This is a genomic window from Salinicoccus halodurans (assembly GCF_900114445.1).
GTDB classification, from domain to species: Bacteria; Bacillota; Bacilli; order Staphylococcales; family Salinicoccaceae; genus Salinicoccus; species Salinicoccus halodurans.
In genome coordinates, this window is the sequence record NZ_FOTB01000004.1 from 246197 (window position 1) to 266243 (window position 20047).

At 47.3% G+C, this 20047-nt stretch carries 21 protein-coding genes; 5 read left to right on the plus strand and 16 right to left on the minus strand.

Annotated features, from left to right (window positions below; genetic code table 11):
* Positions 1 to 69 precede the first annotated feature (69 nt).
* From BM271_RS09785 to BM271_RS09850, 12 genes are all read right to left on the minus strand, one after another.
* Positions 70 to 306: a CsbA family protein gene (locus BM271_RS09785; RefSeq protein WP_082103630.1), complete on the minus strand. Its 237-nt coding sequence runs from the start codon at positions 304 to 306 to the stop codon at positions 70 to 72.
* A gap of 5 nt (positions 307 to 311) precedes the next feature.
* Positions 312 to 950 carry a YfbR-like 5'-deoxynucleotidase gene (locus BM271_RS09790; protein ID WP_046789411.1) on the minus strand — a complete coding sequence of 213 codons (639 nt, stop codon included), beginning with the start codon at positions 948 to 950 and terminating at the stop codon, positions 312 to 314.
* Entirely contained in the window at positions 950 to 1537 is a 588-nt protein-coding gene (locus tag BM271_RS09795; protein ID WP_046789410.1) for a TlpA family protein disulfide reductase, read from the minus strand. Before BM271_RS09795 ends, BM271_RS09790 begins: the two co-directional genes overlap by 1 nt.
* A gap of 127 nt (positions 1538 to 1664) precedes the next feature.
* Positions 1665 to 2729 (minus strand): LysM peptidoglycan-binding domain-containing protein, encoded by a 1065-nt coding sequence (locus BM271_RS14100; RefSeq protein WP_046789409.1) that lies wholly within the window; start codon positions 2727 to 2729, stop codon positions 1665 to 1667.
* Positions 2730 to 3224: 495 nt separating this feature from the next.
* Entirely contained in the window at positions 3225 to 3911 is a 687-nt protein-coding gene (locus BM271_RS09815) for a CHAP domain-containing protein (protein ID WP_046789408.1), read from the minus strand.
* 418 nt (positions 3912 to 4329) lie between these two features.
* A complete protein-coding gene (locus BM271_RS09820) occupies positions 4330 to 4737 on the minus strand; it encodes a c-type cytochrome (protein ID WP_046789407.1) in 408 nt (135 codons plus the stop codon).
* 156 nt (positions 4738 to 4893) lie between these two features.
* Positions 4894 to 5995 (minus strand): peptide chain release factor 2 gene (prfB, locus tag BM271_RS09825; RefSeq protein ID WP_200795339.1). Its coding sequence is split into 2 segments (ribosomal slippage): positions 4894 to 5922 and positions 5924 to 5995, totalling 1101 coding nucleotides; the frame shifts between segments, so codons are not numbered across the junction.
* An 18-nt stretch (positions 5996 to 6013) separates the two neighbouring features.
* On the minus strand, positions 6014 to 8536 hold the full coding sequence (secA, locus tag BM271_RS09830) for a preprotein translocase subunit SecA (RefSeq protein WP_046789405.1): 2523 nt from the start codon (positions 8534 to 8536) through the stop codon (positions 6014 to 6016).
* Positions 8537 to 8708: 172 nt separating this feature from the next.
* Positions 8709 to 9281 carry a ribosome hibernation-promoting factor, HPF/YfiA family gene (gene hpf, locus BM271_RS09835; protein ID WP_046789404.1) on the minus strand — a complete coding sequence of 191 codons (573 nt, stop codon included), beginning with the start codon at positions 9279 to 9281 and terminating at the stop codon, positions 8709 to 8711.
* Positions 9282 to 9337: 56 nt separating this feature from the next.
* Positions 9338 to 10012, minus strand: a complete 675-nt coding sequence (locus BM271_RS09840; protein WP_046789403.1) for a ComF family protein — start codon at positions 10010 to 10012, stop codon at positions 9338 to 9340.
* Positions 10009 to 11259 carry a DEAD/DEAH box helicase family protein gene (locus BM271_RS09845; protein WP_046789402.1) on the minus strand — a complete coding sequence of 417 codons (1251 nt, stop codon included), beginning with the start codon at positions 11257 to 11259 and terminating at the stop codon, positions 10009 to 10011. The genes BM271_RS09840 and BM271_RS09845 overlap by 4 nt, the downstream gene beginning before the upstream one ends.
* A gap of 63 nt (positions 11260 to 11322) precedes the next feature.
* Positions 11323 to 12195 carry a DegV family protein gene (locus tag BM271_RS09850; RefSeq protein WP_046789401.1) on the minus strand — a complete coding sequence of 291 codons (873 nt, stop codon included), beginning with the start codon at positions 12193 to 12195 and terminating at the stop codon, positions 11323 to 11325.
* Positions 12196 to 12302: 107 nt separating this feature from the next.
* Here BM271_RS09850 and BM271_RS09855 point away from each other — a divergent pair, with 107 nt between their 5' ends.
* Positions 12303 to 12932: a YigZ family protein gene (locus BM271_RS09855; protein WP_046789400.1), complete on the plus strand. Its 630-nt coding sequence runs from the start codon at positions 12303 to 12305 to the stop codon at positions 12930 to 12932.
* 1 nt (position 12933) lies between these two features.
* Here the strand turns inward: BM271_RS09855 and BM271_RS09860 are convergent, their stop codons facing one another.
* Positions 12934 to 13986 carry a glycosyltransferase family 4 protein gene (locus BM271_RS09860; RefSeq protein WP_046789399.1) on the minus strand — a complete coding sequence of 351 codons (1053 nt, stop codon included), beginning with the start codon at positions 13984 to 13986 and terminating at the stop codon, positions 12934 to 12936.
* Positions 13987 to 14130: 144 nt separating this feature from the next.
* Between BM271_RS09860 and BM271_RS09865 the strand changes: the two genes are divergently transcribed.
* Positions 14131 to 15090 (plus strand): LCP family glycopolymer transferase, encoded by a 960-nt coding sequence (locus tag BM271_RS09865; RefSeq protein WP_046789398.1) that lies wholly within the window; start codon positions 14131 to 14133, stop codon positions 15088 to 15090.
* Positions 15091 to 15113: 23 nt separating this feature from the next.
* Complete coding sequence (gene gdpS, locus BM271_RS09870; protein WP_046789397.1) at positions 15114 to 16166, plus strand: GGDEF domain-containing protein GdpS; 1053 nt, start codon at positions 15114 to 15116, stop codon at positions 16164 to 16166.
* Between the two features lie 35 nt (positions 16167 to 16201).
* On the opposite strand, the gene ytxJ is transcribed toward gdpS, so the two are convergent.
* Entirely contained in the window at positions 16202 to 16522 is a 321-nt protein-coding gene (gene ytxJ, locus BM271_RS09875; protein ID WP_046789396.1) for a bacillithiol system redox-active protein YtxJ, read from the minus strand.
* Between the two features lie 106 nt (positions 16523 to 16628).
* Here ytxJ and BM271_RS09880 point away from each other — a divergent pair, with 106 nt between their 5' ends.
* Complete coding sequence (locus BM271_RS09880; RefSeq protein ID WP_046789395.1) at positions 16629 to 16874, plus strand: hypothetical protein; 246 nt, start codon at positions 16629 to 16631, stop codon at positions 16872 to 16874.
* Positions 16875 to 16881: 7 nt separating this feature from the next.
* Here BM271_RS09880 and BM271_RS09885 read toward each other — a convergent pair whose 3' ends face one another.
* A complete protein-coding gene (locus tag BM271_RS09885; protein WP_046789394.1) occupies positions 16882 to 17784 on the minus strand; it encodes an EMYY motif lipoprotein in 903 nt (300 codons plus the stop codon).
* A gap of 176 nt (positions 17785 to 17960) precedes the next feature.
* On the opposite strand from BM271_RS09885, the gene murB reads away from it, so the two are divergent.
* Complete coding sequence (murB, locus tag BM271_RS09890; RefSeq protein ID WP_046789393.1) at positions 17961 to 18899, plus strand: UDP-N-acetylmuramate dehydrogenase; 939 nt, start codon at positions 17961 to 17963, stop codon at positions 18897 to 18899.
* A gap of 66 nt (positions 18900 to 18965) precedes the next feature.
* Here murB and BM271_RS09895 read toward each other — a convergent pair whose 3' ends face one another.
* Positions 18966 to 20036: a siderophore ABC transporter substrate-binding protein gene (locus BM271_RS09895; RefSeq protein WP_046789392.1), complete on the minus strand. Its 1071-nt coding sequence runs from the start codon at positions 20034 to 20036 to the stop codon at positions 18966 to 18968.
* Between the last annotated feature and the right edge of the window lie 11 nt (positions 20037 to 20047).

A 20047-nucleotide genomic window follows, 5' to 3' on the forward strand; every position in this document is an offset into this window, starting at 1 on the left:
CATTATTTTTTGTACTATATTATTCTATCAAATAAAAAATAGAAATAACAAACATTTGTTCGGTTATTTCTACTCATCTTCCACTTTATCCAGATTATATAGTTCTACAAGCATGTATCCGATGACGATTGACATTGCATCGATGAAAATCACCCATTCCGAATGGTAGAATCCCCGGTATATGGAAACCCCGAATATGATGAATGTCAATATTACGGCAACGTATTTGTTTCGGGTCATACGAGTGAAAAACACTACGGTCACAGCCGGTACGGCCATGGCCATCATATACCAGTAAATCTCCACAGGGTCTAAATCTCCTTGTCCATTATAGATTCAGTAATTTCCATAAGTTCCGTCCTCGGTATGAAGCGTTCCTTCAGCATATCGGAAAGGATGTTTTCCAGGAAATCCTGCACACAGGAAAGGTGTGAGAATTTCTTGATGGTCACGAGCGACATTTCATATATTTCAAAGAATAAAGGTTCCGGATTCCGCTTTTGTATCTCTCCGAATGATTCATACAGGAGGTCGATCTTATCCGCCACAGAAAGGATCTGCCCTTCCAGTGTCCCGTCCTTCCCTTCCTTCAGCCGGCGTTTGTAGATTTCCTGATACTGCTCGGGGAATTCCTCTTCGATGAAGCGGGAGGTCATCGTCTCCTCCACTTCCATGAAAAGCATATTGAGTTCACCCGATGCATATTTCACAGGGGTCTTGATATCCCCTGTAAAGATCTCGGGGTAATCATGATTGAGTGCTTTCTCATAAAGATCTTTCCAGTTGACCTCATTGCCGTGGTATTCTTCGACCGTCCCCAAGTACTGGGCAATCTTTGTCACTTTAAAGGAATGCGCAGCAACATTGTGCTCCTGATACTTGAATTTGCCCGGACAGCGTATCAGCTTCTCCAGATCATTCAGACTCTTAAAATATTGATGTACTCCCATTAGGACTCCTCCTTCACGTAGTTAACATAACTGTCTATCAGGTCTGTTCCGACTTCCCCGATATAAGCGCGGACGATTGTCCCTTCGCTGTCAACGAAAAATGTCGTCGGCATCAGGTGGATCTTATAAGATTCAATTGCCGCAGATTCATCTTCAAACTCGAACACCGGATATGTCACTCCGAACTCTTCAAGGAATTCATCCCGGTTCTTTGGATTATCATCGATGTTGACGCCGACCACATCCAGTGATTCCCCGCTGTGGTCCGCCTGATAATCAATCAGCTCCGGTGTTTCACGGCGGCACGGATCACACCACGAGGCGAAGAAATTGACGACTGTCACTTCATTGGAGGTGATGATATCCCGCAATGCTTCATCGTCGTTCATTATGCCGGTAAATGCCTCGTCCATGATATTCCGCCCCACTGCATGGTGGTTGTCCCGGCCTTCGGAGTTTTGGAGTGTCTCGAGCGACTGCTGCCGCAGGCGTTCATCCGAAACATTCAGGACCGCGCCGATTCCTGCACCGACCAGTATGAAGAATACTGCAAGTAAGATTATGATGATTATATTTTTCTTTTTCATACACACAACATACCTAACTCTATTATTTCAACCATTTTAACACATGCACGGGAAGTATACAGTCTTTCACACACAAAAAGACATCCCGCATTGTGCGCGGGATGCCCTTTTAATATTCGTGCCTATATTAGTAAGTGTAGTAGCCGTCTACAGAACCGTGTACATAGCTCACTGAACGCTCACCAACGCCCTCGGAAGGGTTGAGTGCATCAATCATCTGGCCGTTGCCGATGTAGATTCCAACGTGGGATCCGCCGTTGAAGAATACAAGATCACCCGGCTGCGGGTTTGATGTCGGTGTACCAGCCGCTTTTTGAGCTGCAGCTGTCCTTGGAATCGTTTTGCCTTTGTAGGCCTGCATGAACTGCTGAGTCAGTGCTGAGCAATCTACCGCTGATGCAGAGTTGCCGCCGTACACATAGGATTTTCCTGCTGCTACGGACTGGGCCACTGATACTGCATTACCGCCGCTGACATTGGAAGTCTGCTGTGGCGCAGCTGCCTGGGCTTCCTGTTTTTCCTGCTCTGCTTCTGCCTGTTCAGCTTCGCGCTGTTCAATTCTTTCCTGTTCAGCCGCACGCTGTTCCGCAGCTTGCTGTTCTGCTGCCTGCTGCTCTGCAGCTTGTTCATCTGCACTGTTGTCTTCTTCGACAACTGCAGGTGCTTCCTGTACTTCAGCTGCCTGAGCTGTGTTCTGATCCTCAGTTTCTTCTTCTGCCTGAGGCGCTTCCTCAGCTGCAGGAGCCTCTTCAGTCTGAGGTGCTTCTTCTACTGAAGCTGCCGCCGGAGCCGCATCTGCAGATACGATAAGCGTTTTACCGGCAAAGATCATGTCTGAAGAAAGATTATTCCACTCCATGATCTGGTTGTAGTCCACGCCGAATTTCTGGCCGATTTCGTAAAGAGTGTCGCCTGGTTCAATTACATATGTACCATCATTCTCTTTTGCCGTCTCTTCTTCTGCAGGTGCTTCGTTGCTTTCTCCGCCCAGTTCAATGACATCTCCAGGGAAGATAAGATCGCTTGAAAGACCGTTTACTTCTTTAAGGCTGGAAACTGAAGTACCATTTTCATTGGCAAGGCCCCATAGAGTATCTCCATTTTCTACAGTGTAATCTGCCGCCGAAATATTGTGTGACGCAATCCCTGTTAGCGCTGTAACTGTCGCAACTGACAATAACGTTTTCTTCATAATAAAAAAATCCTCCTAATTTTCCTAGACCCAAATGCAACTCTTGTCTCTCTTTATGTCCCTTAATTGGGTAAAATTTATATTGATTATTTAATTGGTGTTAAGTTTATAAAAAGTCTTGAAGGAAAAGCCCTTTTGACTACGTTCAAAACTATAGCACACCTTAAACATGATTTGGGCGTTTGTAATCCACTTGTAATATAAAAGAAATGACTGAAACATACTGTAACAGAAGGGATTATCCATTTAGCATTCTTGAACTCCCGGCATGCCGGCCACAGAGTGTTTTACGTGGTGTTTTTCACAGAACATATGCAGAAAAAGGTTACAGTTGAATCATTATGTAAACCGGGGATTTACGGGGTATTCAGCTGTTCCAGGGGGGGCCGTGCCTGGACAAAAAGGAAGGATTATTTATTATTTCCGGCCAGTCTAAGCCAGAAAAAAACCGCCACCCACTCAATCAGGTGGAGATGACGGCCTGCTCAAATTATTTTAATGTATGAAATCATAAGACGACACTTCTGCCGCACTTACTGTCCTGTTTGATTCTACACCCATTCCGCCGTTCCAGTTCATTTCTGAAATCTGTATGGAACCATCAGCGTTGACAGCTTCGACAACAGCAACATGTCCCATGCTGCCGGCTCCGCCCTGTCCTGGATCAAGTTGCATGATTGCTCCGACGGATGGTGAATTGTCCACTGTCATCCCCGCGCCCCATGCAGCATTATCCCAGTTGGATGCATTGCCGAAGCTGCTGCTGACAGATTTGCCCATCTCACTGAGACGTTCAAATACATGCCACGTGCAGTCGCCGTAGGCATAATAGTTTGCAGCGGAAGATATCGCCTCATCAACCGGCGCCGGTGCCTGGGGCGCCGGGGCTGCCGGTGCATCATATTCCTGTACTGCCGGTGTTTCCTCCTGTACTGCCGGTGCTTCATAAGATGTCTCTGCTGCCGTTTCCTCTGAAGTCTGGCTGCCGTACGAGTAAGTATATCCATTTTCATCATAGGAGTATGAATGGCTCTCATAGTTTGATACTGAGGAAACTGCTGCCTGTTCCGTATTGTTTACAGTGTTGTCCTGACCCTCGCTGTATCCGCCCGCTTCTGCATTTCCTGTTGCCACTCCTGTAATTGCTGTGACCGTCGCTAATGAAAACAACGTCTTCTTCATAATAATTGAATCCTCCTGTTTTTCCCTGCACCCAAAATCCAAGTCTTGTCTCTCTATCCCTTAATTGGGCAATTATATATTCTTTATTTAATTTAGTATTTTGTTGTAAAGCCGGCCAAAGTGCATGCCTCTCTGACCACGTTCAAAACTATAGCATACACAACCCTTCTTTTTGTGGGATGTAACTGACTTGTAAACGAAAGGAAATGACAGCATACGCTTTGTAACATATAAGTTTATTTTTACACCCCTCGAGACGTCCGCCGTGACGGGATTATTGCCTTCAGCGTGTCATATTACATGGAATATAATGCTAAATAAATTACAGGCTTATTTGACCGCTATGCCCGCATTTTGAATGACAGGGCAAATAAAAAACGCAAAATCCATCAGGATTTTGCGTTCATTCATAATTGATCTATTCTGCTGTCTGGGAAGATAACCATGTAACGAGTGCATCAAGCTGCTCTTCATCTGTTACAAGGCCGGCCGGCATCCCGCCGCCGCCTTCTTCGATTTTAGTGCGGATTTCATCTTCGGAAAGCTTACTGCCCACGTTTGTGAGCGCCGGACCGGATCCGCCTGAGAGATCTTCACCGTGACAGCTCATGCAGTTGCTCTGCTCATATGTCTGTTTGGCAAGCTCGGCATCCCCTGCATCTGCACTGTCGGAGCCTTCACTGCCCTCTTCAGAAGATTCCTCCTCTGTCGTCACACCTTCATCTGCCGGCTGATCGGATTCGTCTTCGCCGCCTTCACCGCCACCGCCGCATGCGCCGAGTACAAGCACTGCTGCAAAACTCATAAGTAACCAGAACTTTTTCATAAATAAGCCCCCCGACTTAAATATATATTTTTTGTTACATATTTAACATACCCTGAATCCCACCTCGTTCAAACAATCGCAGGATATTTGTCACAAATTAATAAAAGACGGCTCCCCGCAGGAGAACCGCCCTTCATCATAAATCATTTATCAACACTACATATTCATTCTGAGATAGGATTCGATAAACGGCGACAGTCCGCCGTCCATGACCTTATCCGTGTTTCCGACCTCATAGTTCGTCCTGTGGTCTTTGACCATTGAGTACGGGTGGAATACATAGGAGCGGATTTGGCTGCCCCAGCCGATTTCTTTCTGTTCGCCTTTGATTGCTGCAATTTCCGCCTTCTGATCTTCGAGCTCTTTCTGATAGAGCTTGGATTTCAGCATATGCATCGCCTGTTCACGGTTTTTGATCTGCGAACGCTCGTTTTGACAGGTTACAACAATGCCGGTCGGATGGTGCGTAATCCTTACGGCGGAGTCTGTCGTATTGACGTGCTGCCCGCCGGCACCGCTCGCGCGGTAAGTGTCGATTGAAATATCTTCAGTTTTCACTTCGATCTGGATTTCTGTGTTGTCAAACTGCGGTGTAACTTCACATGACACGAATGAAGTATGCCGTCTGCCTGATGAATCGAAAGGTGATATGCGGACCAGACGGTGCACGCCTTTTTCCGCTTTCAGCATTCCATATGCATTCACACCTCTGATGGAGAGCGTCACACTTTTCACACCCGCTTCATCACCGGATTGATAATCCATCGTCTCAACTTTCCAGCCCTGGCCTTCCGCATATCTCTGATACATGCGGAGCAGCATTTCCGCCCAGTCCTGGGATTCTGTGCCGCCTGCACCCGGATGGAGTTCCAGTATGGCGCTCAGATGGTCATGCTCGTCATCGAGCAGGATATTGAGTTCGAATGCATCGATTTTCTTCTGTGTCTCTTTGACATCCTGCTCGATCATTTCCCTCATTTCTGCATCGCTTTCCTCTTTCAGCAGTTCATGGGAAACTTCAATCTCCTCCACATCCGCTTCAATATCCCGGAAACCCTCCACAATCTTCTTCAGATGATTGTTGCTGTCGATGACTTCCTGCGCTTTTTCCTGATCGTTCCAGAACTCAGGATCTGTCATGCGTTCTTCATACTCCCGTATCTGAGTCTCTTTTTCCTCTAAGTCAAAGAGACCCCCTGAAGTCGTCTAATTTACCGTGCATATCCTGGACGAAATTTTTTATTTCGTGTAATTCCATAAATTTTCCTTCTTTCTGTTATTGTCCGTGACAGTTTTTGTATTTCTTACCTGAGCCGCACGGGCAGGGATCATTGCGCCCAACTTTGATTTCTTTTTTAACCGGACCTTTTTTGACTTTTTCCTTGCCATCGCCCGTCTGCATTTCGTTTTGCTTGATGACCTGCTCACGCTTGATTTCCTCATCGGATTTCAGTTCAGTCTTAAGCACATACTTCGCAGTATCATCCTCAATTGCCACAAGCATGTCCTCAAACATCTGCAGCCCTTCATTCTGATACTCACGCAGCGGATTGATCTGGCCGTATGAACGGAGATGGATCCCCGTTCTCAGCTGATCCATGCTGTCGATGTGCTCCACCCATTTCTGGTCGATTGTGCGGAGCATCATCATCCGCTCGAACAGCCTCATCTTTTCACTTGTGAGTTTTTCTTCTTTACGTTCCAGTTCAGCGTTCACCTTTTCAAGGATGAGTGCAATGATCTCGTCGTTCTCTCTGCCGCGCACATCCGGCACTTCAATTGATTCGTCCGAGAGATACATATCTTCGATCGTCTTGATGAACTGGTCATAATCGATCAGTTCGTCATCATCCAGAATGTAGTAATTGACCGTGCGTTCCACAGATGCTTCTATCATGCCCATCAGCTGGTCCCTTACGTCATCCTGATCGATGATGTCATTGCGTTCATCATAGATGATTTCACGCTGACGTCTCAGCACATCATCGTATTCCAGCAGTTTCTTACGTGAGTCGAAGTTGTTCCCCTCAACCCGTTTCTGGGAAGATTCAACCGCTTTTGAAATCATTTTTGATGTGATCTCCTCTTCCTGCATTCCAAGACGGCCCATCATGCCCTGCATGCGTTCTGAGCCGAAACGTCTCATAAGGTCGTCTTCAAGTGAAAGATAGAATGTACTGACTCCGACGTCCCCCTGACGTCCTGCACGGCCGCGGAGCTGATCATCAATACGCCTGGATTCATGCCGTTCCGTACCGATCACAGCAAGTCCGCCCGCTTCTTTGACGCCTTCACCAAGTTTGATATCCGTACCGCGTCCGGCCATGTTCGTGGCAATCGTCACCGCGCCCTTTTTACCGGCACTCATGATGATATCCGCTTCTCTTTCATGGTTTTTGGCATTCAGCACATTATGGCGGATGCCTTTTTTGCTGAGCAGATTCGCGATGTATTCACTTGTTTCAACCGCGACTGTTCCGATCAGTACCGGCTGGCCGTTGCGGTGCCGTTCCACAACTTCATCAACGACGTTCTTGAACTTGATGTCTTTGGTCGAGTAGATTTTATCCGTCCTGTCTTCTCTTGCGATTGGAAGATTCGTCGGAATGACAGTCACTTTCATGTTATATATATTGATGAATTCCTCTTCCTCGGTTTTGGCGGTACCGGTCATGCCTGAGAGTTTATTGTACTGCCTGAAGAAGTTCTGGAATGTGATGGATGCCATCGTACGGGATTCATTCTGGATTTCCACACCTTCTTTTGCCTCGATGGCCTGGTGCAGCCCGTCTGAGAAGCGGCGCCCTTTCATCTTACGGCCTGTGAACTGGTCGACGATGACGATTTTATCTTCTTCAACGACATAGTCAGTGTCACGCTGCATTGAGAAGTGTGCTTTTAACGCCTGGTTGATATGGTGGAGCAGATTGACGTGTTTCACATCATACAGATTATCCACCTTGAACCATTTCTCCGCTTTTTCCATACCGTCATCATTAAGCTGGATGTTCTTCGTTTTTATATCGTAGGTGAAATCCTCATCTTCCTTGAGCATCTTGACGAATTGATTGGCCTGGATATACTGGGTGTTCGTCTGGTTCGCCCTGCCTGAGATGATCAGCGGTGTACGCGCTTCATCAATCAGGATGGAGTCGACTTCATCGATGATTGCATAGTTGAGCCCCCTCAGGACACGGTCTTTCTTATAAGTAACCATGTTATCCCTGAGGTAGTCGAATCCGAGCTCATTGTTCGTCGTATACGTAATATCCGCGGCATACGCTTCCCGTTTCTCTTCACTGTTCTTGGCATTGAGGTTCAGACCGACTGTCAGTTTCAGGAAGTTGTAGAGCACGGACATTTCTTCCATCTGGGTTGCAGAAAGGTATTCGTTGACCGTAATGACATGGACGCCTTTGCCCGTCAATGCATTCAGATATACCGGCATCGTTGCGGTCAGTGTCTTACCTTCACCTGTTTTCATCTCGGAAATGTCGCCTTTATGAAGCGCCGCCCCGCCCATTATCTGAACAGGATAGGGTTCCAGGCCGAGCGTCCGTTTTGAAGCTTCACGGACAACGGCAAAAGCCTCGGGCAGAATCTGATCCAGCATTTTCTCTTCCGCTTTATCATCTTCCGCTCCGGCGAGCATTTCTTTAAACTCATCCGTTTTCCCCTGAAGGGATGCATCGTCAAGGCCTGCCATTGTTTCTTTATAGTCCTCGACCTTTTCAGCGATTTTCCGGAGGGAGCGCAGCTCCCTTTTATTACCGTCAAAGACTTTGTCCAAAATACCCATGGATTTCTCTCCCTCATTATATCTGTCACTATGAATTCATCTCATTATATTACCACTAAACAGCCTAAAATAAAATATGTAAGCATTGAAGGAATTTCACAAGTAATCCCCGGCTGACGGCAGCCGGGGAGAACATCCCATTTTCACTGGGAATATGAATATATCATTCTGATCAATTCGTTTCGATGAGTCCGTATTTGCCGTCCTTGCGTTTATATACAATGCTTGTGCCTTCCGTCTCCCTGTCGTTGAAGACGAAGAAATCATGGCCCAGCATATTCATCTGCAATACTGCCTCTTCAGAGTCCATCGGTTTCAGCTGGAATTTTTTAGAACGCACAATATAGTTTTCATTTGTGTTCTCATCGTCCTCTTCCCCTCTGAATTCATGATTCGCATCCATCTCGAGTTTGGCAAAGAACTCCTGTTCCGGATTCTTCTCCTTTAACTTGCGGTTGATCTTCGTCTTGTATTTCCTGATCTGTCTCTCCAGTTTGCCCACAATCAGGTCAACTGCCGCATAGAGATCATCGTGCTTCTCTTCCGCTCTCAGCGTCAGATTTTTCATGGGAATCGTGACTTCAACCTTCCCCTGGCTGTTGTTATACGTCTTGATGTTGACGTGCGCATGGGTATTCGGAGCATTTGTAAAGTAGCGTTCCAGCTTGCTGATTTTTTCCTCGATGTGGCTTCTGATCGCATCAGTTACCTCAATGTTCTCTCCACGAATTTCACATCTGATCATAGTGAAACCCCTCCTTCAATGCATTATACTTCCTACTTGATATTATATCAGAGTATTCAGGCTTTTGAAAACGTTAACACATCGACCGCAGCGGGATTCTCAGTGTATAACCTCTCAAGCGCCTGATGTACCGTAATGCCGGTGGTATAAATATCATCCACGACCAGTATCTGTTTCCCCGAAAGTGTCCCGGAATCAAAATCCGCCTTGAAATCAAAAGGATTGGGACCGTTCATACGCGCCGACTTGCCAAGTTCCGACTGGCGTCCGGCTTTGTCTGTCACCAGCACATCCCGGTAGGGGACCTTTGCCGCACCGAGCACCATGGAAGTCTGGTTGTAACCCCGTTCTTCCATTCTTGCCGGGGAGACAGGAATAGGTATGGACATATCATATTCCCCGAAGCTGCATTTCAGAAACATCGAAATCACTTCCATGAGTGCAGCATCTTTCGTAAATTTATATCTGTGGAAAAGCATTTTCACTTCCCCGCTGTAATCCATCATGCACATGATCTTTCCAGGACGCCTGTAGTTTTCAGAGAGGAAACTGCAATCCGGACACACCTGCCACGACTCTTCCATGAGGCGGTGGCAGAAGCCGCACCGTCTGCCCTCCCGCCAGACGGAAAGTTTCCTGCGGCACTCCCTGCACAACGGTTCTGCGGGCTTGAACATCGTGATAATATCCGCCTCTTCCTTCACCTTCCTGTGACAGTAGAGGCAGATCATATCGTAGTCTTCCCGGCGTTGAAATTTTTGATGATTCTGATTGTCTGTCTGATATGCCCGGTATTGTGTCCCGCCATCAACCATATATTGCCTGTCGGATCGTCGGTTTTCCGTCCGACCCGGCCGCATATCTGCACCAGGCTGTCCGTATTGAACATCTCTGCATTCACAACGATCACATCGAGCCCTTTGAAAGTCACGCCCCTTTCCAGAATTGTCGTCGTCAAAAGTACCTTTGTCCGGTCGTTCCGCATATCCTCCACTTTTGCAGCTCTTTCCTCATCCCCGCTGTACACCGAATCCGAATCGGGGAATTTTTCTGCTACAAGCGGATAGAGTTTCTCCATCAGGCTGATTTCCGGCAGGAACACGAGGACCCGCCGGTCCGCCCTGATGATATCATCGATCAGCCTCTCCAGTTTCTTTGGCAGCCGCTGTCTCCTGATATCTTTCGTCACACTCTGCCAGACGACTTTCGGTATGGCCAGGTCATGGCCGTGATACCGGCGTGTCAGACTCACCACGTTCTCATGCCCCACAAAGTCGATCATCTTCCGGTCCGGGGTGGCGGTCATCAGGACGATGGTTGATTTTCCGGATGCCGCCCGTGTGACGGCATTCATCAGCTGGCTGTCTGCCGGCATGGGGAACGCATCTGTCTCATCCACGATGATCAGATCGAAATGGTCGATATAGTTATAAAGCTGATGCACGGTGCATACTGTAAACCGGTGTTCAAACTCCACCTTCACCCCGGAATACAAAAGTTCGATATCCACTTCCCTGAACGCATCCGTCAGCCGCAGATACACTTCCTTGATCACATCGATCCTCGGGGATACAAATGCAACATTCAGGCCCCGCTGTCTTGCGAGGGAGATCGCTTCGAAAGTGATCTCGGTCTTTCCGGCGCCGGTCACAGCATAGAGCAGCAGGTTTTTATTCGCCTCCAGCGCTTCTATGATTTTATCAGAAGCTGATTTCTGCGCCGGGCTCAGCTCGAAGCCGAGATGATATCTGCAGGGTTCGGGTTTCGGGGAGGCACGGACGACTCTCAGCGGCGTGACACTGTCGGAACGGCCGATGTTTACGCATTTCAGGCAATACACGACATCCGTGCCGTGAAATTCGGAATAATATTTGTAAAAATAGCGCTTTGAGCTGTTGCTGCAGCGGTGGCACACATACTTGTCAGGATCAACGCCCCTGGGTTTATAAATCTCCTCTGCCATATGTTTGATGATCATTTCCCATCTCCTCATAAAAAAAGACGCAGCAAAAATAAGCTGCGTCCTGAATATTCAATTGCGTCATATCTCTGTATCGACTTCAAATGTGGTATATCCGAGTCCAAGCGCACCCTCACCAAGGTGCGTTCCGATGACAGGACCGAAATAGCTCAATCTGAAGGTTACATCCGGGTGTGCCGCTTCGAGGGACTGCATCCATGCTTTCGCTTCCGCCTCTGCATTCGAATGGATGACGACCGCAGTGACGGGTTTGCCTCTGTGACGTTCCATCTCTGAATCAAAAAGGTCTTCGACTTTCTTCATCGCTTTCTTCTTCGTCCGGATCTTTTCATACGGTACGATCTGTGCATCCTGGAATTCAAGGATCGGCTTCACTTTCAGAAGGCTGCCGATCATGGCCTGGGCATTCGTCAGACGCCCGCCTTTTTGAAGATTCGTCAGCGTATCGACGATGAAATACGCATTTGTATTTTTCTTGCGTTTCATCTCCTCGAGTTCATCCAGCAGCACTTCGATCTCCATTTCATCCTTATGCTGCGCCGCATACAGGGCGAGGAAGCCCTGTACATAGCATGCAACTTCCGAATCGACGGCATGGACTTCTATCCCCTGCACGCTCCCGCCGGCAGCGATCGCATTCTGGTACGTGCCGCTGATACGGCTTGAAAGATGGACGCTGATGACGTCTGTATACCCTTCCCGTCTCAATGTTTCTAGCAGCAGTATATAGTCCCCTATGGACGGCTGGCTTGTCCGCGGGAGTTCGTCCATATCGCGTATTCTGTCATAAAATTCATCGGGGGTTATTTCGGCATCTTCCTTGTAGGATTCATCACCGATGACTACACTGAGAGGAATTGTGCGGATATCGTATTTATCTTTCAGCGCCTCCGGGAGATAGGATGTCGAATCCACCACCACTGCAATCTTCATATGGGTTCCTCCAATTCTACATTCACACTTAAAAATATTCTACTACACACTGTTGGTTGCCGTCCATATTCAGCCATGTGTTAAAATACTTCTGAGAGGTGAATTTAATGGAACAGCAGTATCTGAACAGACTCAATACGGAGACGGAAACGACCATCAGCAAATCACGCTTCATTACGTACATCCGCCGTACACCGACAGAAGAAGCGGCAAAATCTTTCATCAGCGAAATAAAGGCCCGCCACAAGGGCGCAAATCATAACTGCAGCGCCTATATCATCGGTGAAAGTGCACTGATTCAAAGAGCCGATGATGACGGGGAACCGACGGGCACAGCCGGCGTCCCGATTCTTGAAGTGCTGAAGCAGGAAGGCATGTATGATACGACGATTGTCGTGACCCGCTACTTCGGCGGCATCAAACTGGGCGGCGGCGGATTGATACGCGCCTATTCAGGCGCTGCCTCAAGCGCTGTAAAAGCTTCGGGCAAAGTAATAAAGATCCCCGTCATCCCGATGGAAGTGACGGTGGATTATACGCACACCAGCCGTTTTGAACATTACCTTGGTGAAACCGACATCGAAATCAGGGACACCCGGTACACGGATAAGGTGACATATCTCCTCCATGTGAAAGAGGAGGACAGGGAGGACTTCATCGGGCGGCTTACCGAAATAACAAAAAACACCCACGAACTGGATGAACATGACGTCATCCAGGCCGAGGGCGCTGTCTGATTTATGAAAATATCTTATGGACGAACCTTCGTACAAAGTTGAGCACCGGCTTCCTGTCGGATTCCGCCAGGTCGATGGCTTCAACAATGATTTCCGTTGTAAAGACCAGCAGCAGGACGATGATCACAGAACCCGGAATCGTAGACAGGTACAAAATGATGCTCCCGCCTGCGTACAGCATCGCGATGAAGTAGATGAGTATCACGCTTTCCATATGCGAATAGCCGAGGTTCCTTAGCCTGTGGTGGATATGGCTTTTATCCGCTTTGACGAGCGACACTTTACTGCGGTATCGCCGGAGCGCTGCAAATACCATATCGATGAACGGTACTGCCAGGATGATGATCGGGAAGAACAGGGATATCAGGGTGATATTCTTGAATCCCATCAGTGATACGACCGCCAGCACGAAGCCGAGCAGCATCGCCCCGTTATCCCCCAGGAATATTTTCGCAGGGAAAAAATTATACATCAGGAAGCCGAGGCAGGACCCGATCAGGATGACACAGATCATCATGACGAATACATTCCCCTGGAGTATAGTGATAAATCCGATGCTTGACAGTGCAATGACCGAAACGCCCGTAGCCAGACCGTCAAGACCGTCAATGATGTTGATGGCATTGATGATTGCGATCATCCAGATCAGCGTAATCGGTATCGTCATCACTCCGAAGTCAATCGCCACCCCGAATGGGGTGATATGATCGATTACGATGCCGTAATAGATCGGAATGCTGCTCGCAAGCAGCTGTCCCACGAGTTTCAGAGAAGGCCTGAGATCATATTTATCATCAATGACACCGACGATGACAATGATGATGCCGCCTATGATGATGGATTTATATTCCGCTTCTATCGGTCGTGCAATCATGATTCCGATCACCATGGAGATCAGGATTGCCACACCGCCGAGATAGGGAATCGGTTTAACATGGACTTTCCGGAAGTTCGGATAGTCGACAAAGCCGAATTTGCGGCTCCCCCATATGAATATCGGCATCAAAATCAATGTAATTAAGAAAGACACCGTGAGTAAAAATAAAGTATACATATCATCACCATCTGTAAGATTTCCAATTTACTATATCATATTACTGTCTGGATATGGAATGTATATCCTGTTTTGCACAATAATAATTTTCATGGTGTCCGTTTCGTTGTATAATTGTATCAATATGGAAAAGGAGATTCATTAATGAAAAGAACTGAAAGAAAACGAATGCACCCGGCACTTAAAGTGCTGCTTGCTTTTTTACTTATCTCGGTACTGATTTTCGCAGGAATCATCGCTTACGTCTACATTAATCTAAAAGGAGCCGCCGACAAAATGTACGATGAGGATTTTGCCGACTCATCATCTGAACTGAGGGAAACTGAAGTCAGCGTCAAAGACGGCGATCCCATCTCAGTCGTACTTTTCGGTACAGACAGTGATGCACAGCGTGAATCGCAGTCCATGGGACAGCGTTCCGATACCATCATGGTCGTCACTTTGAACCCGAACACGGATGAAGGGAAAATCGTGAGTATCCCCCGGGATACCCAGGCAGAAATTGCCGAACGCGGCACCATGGAGAAAATCAACCATGCCTATGCATACGGGGGGCCTGAACTTGCCAAATCGACAGTGGAGAATTTCCTCGATACCCCGATGGATTATTTCGTCTCGATCAATATGGACGGGTTCGAAACGATCATAGATGAGCTCGGCGGCGTCACGATTACGAGCCAGGATACGTTCGAACAGTCCGGCTACTCATTTGTCGCCGGGGAAACATACGATATGGACGGGGAAGAAGCACTCGCATTCTCCCGGAGCAGGAAATCAGCCGGTGCCGGCGGAGATACCGGCAGACAGATGCGCCAGCAGCAGGTCGTGCAGGCAATCGCCGGTGAAATGGTAAGTCTCCAGACGATCACCAACTTCAATTCGATACTGAACGTACTGAGCGACAACATCCAGACCAACATACCATTCGGTGAAATGAATGCACTTCGCTCCAACTATCAGGATCCGGCACAGAACGTCGAGCGTCTGACACTTGACGGCGTCAACGAACGCGGAGGAGACGGTCTCTGGTATTTCTTCCCGGCCGACCAGTCATACAATAATGTCAGAAGCGAACTCCGTCAGAATCTGGAACTCGACGAATAACATCAGCCAAGGAGGGATAGTATATGCTGATTGATTTTGTTCTGAACATTTCGCTGACAATTAGCGGTATATACCTATTCCACCGCCTGCAGTATGCCGAGGACCGGCGGCTCATCGATTCGGGGATATTCCAGGCACTTCTAATGACCACCCTGGCAGTGCTTCTGCTGATGGTGCCCATCCATGTATCAGGGATCACCTTCAGCCTGTATTTCATCCCGCTGCTCATACTGGTCAAGTACAGTGTGCCCTATTATATGCTCGGATCTCTGGCTGCGGTCTATCTGTTCCATCATCTGATATTCGGCTACGGCTGGCAGGTCTATCTGATATTTGCCGTACTTTATATTTTCGTCATGGCAATTCTGCCATTCCTGAAGTTTGAAAAGCTCAGGACACTGACAAGTGCCTGCATCATCTTTTCAATACTCTACGTTTTAGGAATCAATCTGTTCATCAGTGATCTGAGCCTGTGGCAGATGTTCGTATTCGTCGCCACCAGTACAACGGTCATGTTCTTTGCGATGATGATGTATGAAGATATCAATACGATATTGAAATTGCTGAAGCGTTACGAGGAAGATGAGTATAAGGATTATCTGACGCAGCTCGGCAACATAAAATCATTCGATGAAGAGGTCAATATACTGATTGATGAAAGCGAATCGCTCAGCCTGCTGCTCATTGATATTGATAATTTCAAAGTCGTCAACGATGAACACAGCTACAAGTCGGGGGATGCACTCATCAAACAGATGGCGAACCTGCTCGATAACCATGTGCCGAACGGCGGTTCTTTATTCCGTAACAGCGGCGAGGAATTCGCCATGGTCATACCGAACCTGTCATTTGACAAGACCGTTCGCCTGGGCGAAGCGATCCGCAACAGTGTGGAACGTGCGAACTTCCATATCAGTGAAGACGAGACCATCCGGCTCACCGTTTCAATCGGTGTCGGATACAAGGCGGAAGCGGACGTTACGAAGGGCAGGATGTTCACAGATGCCGACGATATGCTTCATGCTGCAAAAAAGCAGGGGCAGAACAGAGTGATGTTCATCCCCTACCTAAGTTAAAAAGCCAATCCCGGACGGGATTGGCTTTAATCTTTCTAATCTTCAACAGATGATAAACTGTTCAAAGTGATCTTCTGATGGGAGTCGTGCCATTTTGGTTCCCCGTCCACAAAATAAAAAGCCTGCGGGGATTCATGTCTGATATTGAAAGCTTCGCTGATATAATCAGAAAGCTGTCTATGATCCTGGACGACCAGATAGTAACCGTCCATGTCCCTTTCATAGTGAAACTTCTGAAACTCCTCGAATGCAGCTGCCGAAATCGGGCATGTGCTGCTGTGCTTCATAAAGAAGAAGGCCTTCTTTTCTTCAAGTAGCTTTTGAAAAGATTCAATTGTTGTCGTTTTTGTTAACATTTCATCACCTTCTCAGTAAACTTTTATTAATTTATCATTTATCCGGAAAATAAGCAAATCTGCTTTTTCTCATGTGATATAATGACAGGGATTGGAGGTATGCCTTATGAATAACAAATCACTTAAACGGTGGACTTTTCTCGATACGATAAATGCTGCGCTGCTCATCGTCGTTGTCCTGTTCATGCTTGATTTCCAGAACAACGCGACAGTCTCGTGGATTCTGCTTGCAGTTTTTGCATTCTGGATCGTGACAGTCATCCTGAGAAACATCTTCATCACCAGAGTAATGAAAGACCCGAATCATCCAATGCATCCGCAGCCGGGAGAAAAGAATAACGCCAAAGACTGAGAGTGAACTATTCGAGTTCACTCTCAATTTCTTTTATACGGCTGTAGTAATTTTCATCCAGCTTCTGGTAGGTTTCCTTCATGGGGATGATGCTCTGAAGCTGAAGACCCTGCAGTTTCTCATTGTATGTCATCGTATTTTTACGTTCATGATAATACTTTTCAAACCCATAGTACATTTCCAAAGACAAACTGCGTACACGTATGGCACTTTCTGTTTCCAGGTTAATCTGATTGAGTGACTGTATATGCTTATCGATCAGCGGTGTCATCACATCATCAATGTGCTCCTGTTTCACATCTACCGGCTCGTCCCCCTGGAGCAGCTGGGATTCTGATTCCAGCGATTCACTGTTTTTATTGATCTGTTCTATAAGACTGTCGATTTCCTCAACTGCCTTTTCATTTTCCGTGTTCTCGATGATTTCATCCCGCTCTTCCTGATTTTCCATAAATGACTGGCTCAGTTCAATCAGTTCCTCACTCGAACGGACTGACATCAGGTAGGCTTTCACATATTCATCGAGCTGACCTGCAAAGTCCTGTTTGATTTCGACGCTTTCTTTGAATGAATCATGCATTTCTGCCAATTCCTCGTTGTCCACTTCGACTGCCTTGATCTTTTCTGCCATCTGATCGGCGAGCGGGACTATGTCCTCTTCGAGTTTTCCGCTGATTTTTTCCAGACGTTCAGTGTCGACATCCACACTTCTGGAAGATAATTCCTCAGGGAGATACTCATAATCCAATGATTCCGCTTCAGCCGTAAACTGTTCATCCAGCTCATGGATTTCTTCCATATCAGACATATATTCCTCCATGTCTTCGGCGAGCGCATTGGAGCATCCTGCCATGATAATCAGACTGAACAGCAGAAGCAGTCCAAATCTATTTTTTAAAGAATGATGCAAAAGGTGTCACACCCTTATTATAGTATCGTTGTGTTACACTGGCTGTCAGTGGCTAAACAAAATATAGCACACATCAGTTTAGTGTACAATCTGCTTAAAATATCAACCCATTTCCAAAAATGGGCCACTTCTATTATAATATACATAGTCAATCTCACTTGAAAGGAATTACTACGGTGAATACAACGCAAATAGAAACAGATCTGAAGGCACTGCTTCTGGATCCTGATATTAAAATATATGAACCCTTAAAAAATTATACCTACACAGAGACAGGCGGCCCCGCCGACTTCTATGTCACAGTCCACAATGTCGAGGATGCATGCCGGGTGCTCCGCTACAGTGATGAAAATCATATTCCCGTCACATACCTCGGTAACGGATCCAATATCATTATCCGGGACGGGGGCATCCGGGGAATCGTCCTCAATCTGCTCAGGCTGGACCATCTGGAGGAAGCAGGTGGCATCATTACAGCAGGCAGCGGCAAAGCGATTATCGATGTCTCGAATTTCGCCCATGAGCTCTCCCTCACCGGACTGGAATTTGCCTGCGGCATCCCCGGCAGTGTCGGAGGTGCCGTCTATATGAATGCCGGAGCATACGGGGGCGAAGTGAAGGACTGCCTGCTCGAAGTCACTGCAATCGATAAGTCAGGGAATATCATCACCCTTAAAAATGAAGAACTCGGGCTCGGCTACCGTAAGAGCATCGTCCAGGAAAATGACTACGTCGTGATGGAAGCTAAATTTGCTTTGAAACCCGGTGTACCTTCTGAAATAAAAGCCCTCATGGATGACCTGACATACCGCAGGGAATCGAAGCAGCCGCTGGAATTCCCCTCCTGCGGCAGCGTATTCCAGCGTCCTCCCGGTAATTTTGCCGGGAAACTGATACAGGATGCAGGACTTCAGGGGCATCGCATCGGCGGTGTTGAAGTATCCAGGAAGCACGCCGGTTTCATGGTCAATGTTGATGGCGGGACGGCCGGTGACTATGAAGACCTGATCACCCACGTCCAGGATGTCATTTTAAATGAGTTCGGCGTCCAGCTGAACCGTGAAGTCCGGATCATCGGCGATCATGTATATAAGCGTGCAGACCGTCATAAATGACAGATGACAGCACAGAATTGAAAAGAAACCCATCCGGATCCGGATGGGTTTCTTCTGTATCATCAATTATTCCATTTCAGCCATGCCGGCTTCAATTTCTTCAAGCTGTGCCATACCGCTCAGGTATCCGCCTGAATTCAAGTACCATGACTGCGGATTAAGTTGGATGATATTATCATTCTCAACAGCATCCACACCTGCAGTCACATCATTTTTGACAACATCCACAGGTGTCGCCTCTCCTTCGGAAACTGCGGCACCTCTGTCCATTACAAGCATTACGCCCGGATCGGTTTCAGCGATGAACTCAAAGCTGACCTGGTTGCCGTGGTTGTCCGTCGTTTCACCTTCGCTTTGTTCACCGGCAGAAGTGAATCCCAGGTCGTTATAAAGGAAACCGTAACGGCCGCCCTCACCGTGGAATGACAGGTCTCCGCCGTTCGTCTGGATGAACAGCATATCTTTATCCGCTTCAGTCACTGTGCTGTTCACTACATCGATTTTCGTCTGCATATCTGCAACGAGTTCTTCCGCTTTATCCTGGACACCGTACATCTCTCCAAGGAATGTCGTCATGTCCATGATATCCTGGAAATAATTGTTGTTATCAGCAGCTACGAATACTATTTCCGCATCCGGTGCAGCAGCTTTCATTTCATCAATTGTCTGAGTATTTGACTGGCGGCCGTGGATCATGATCACTTCCGGCTGAAGCTCGGCAAGTGTTTCAAATTCATCCGGTTTCAATCCGCCAAGGTTTGCATATTCATCTGATGCGAATTCTTCATTCACTTCTGAAAGTGAAGCGTTGTTATCGCCTTTTGGAAGACCGATGATATTCTCTTCAATCCCGAGTGCCTTGAAAGTGGATGCAACACCCAGGTCGTAGACAGCAACTTTATCGGAGTTCTTAGGAAGTTCAATCGTTTCATTTACTTCTGTTGTATCGCCTTCTTCTCCGCGTGCAGGTCCCATTTCAAACTTGTTTTCGTATGCTATTGTTTCCTGTGAACTCTCTTCTGCACCTGCTTCGTCAGTTTCAGCGCCTTCTTCTGCTGTTTCCTCACCATTGCCGCATGCTCCAAGCACGAGCATTACAGCCATGGCAAGCATTAAGTAAAATTTCTTAAAATCCATTTAAATACCTC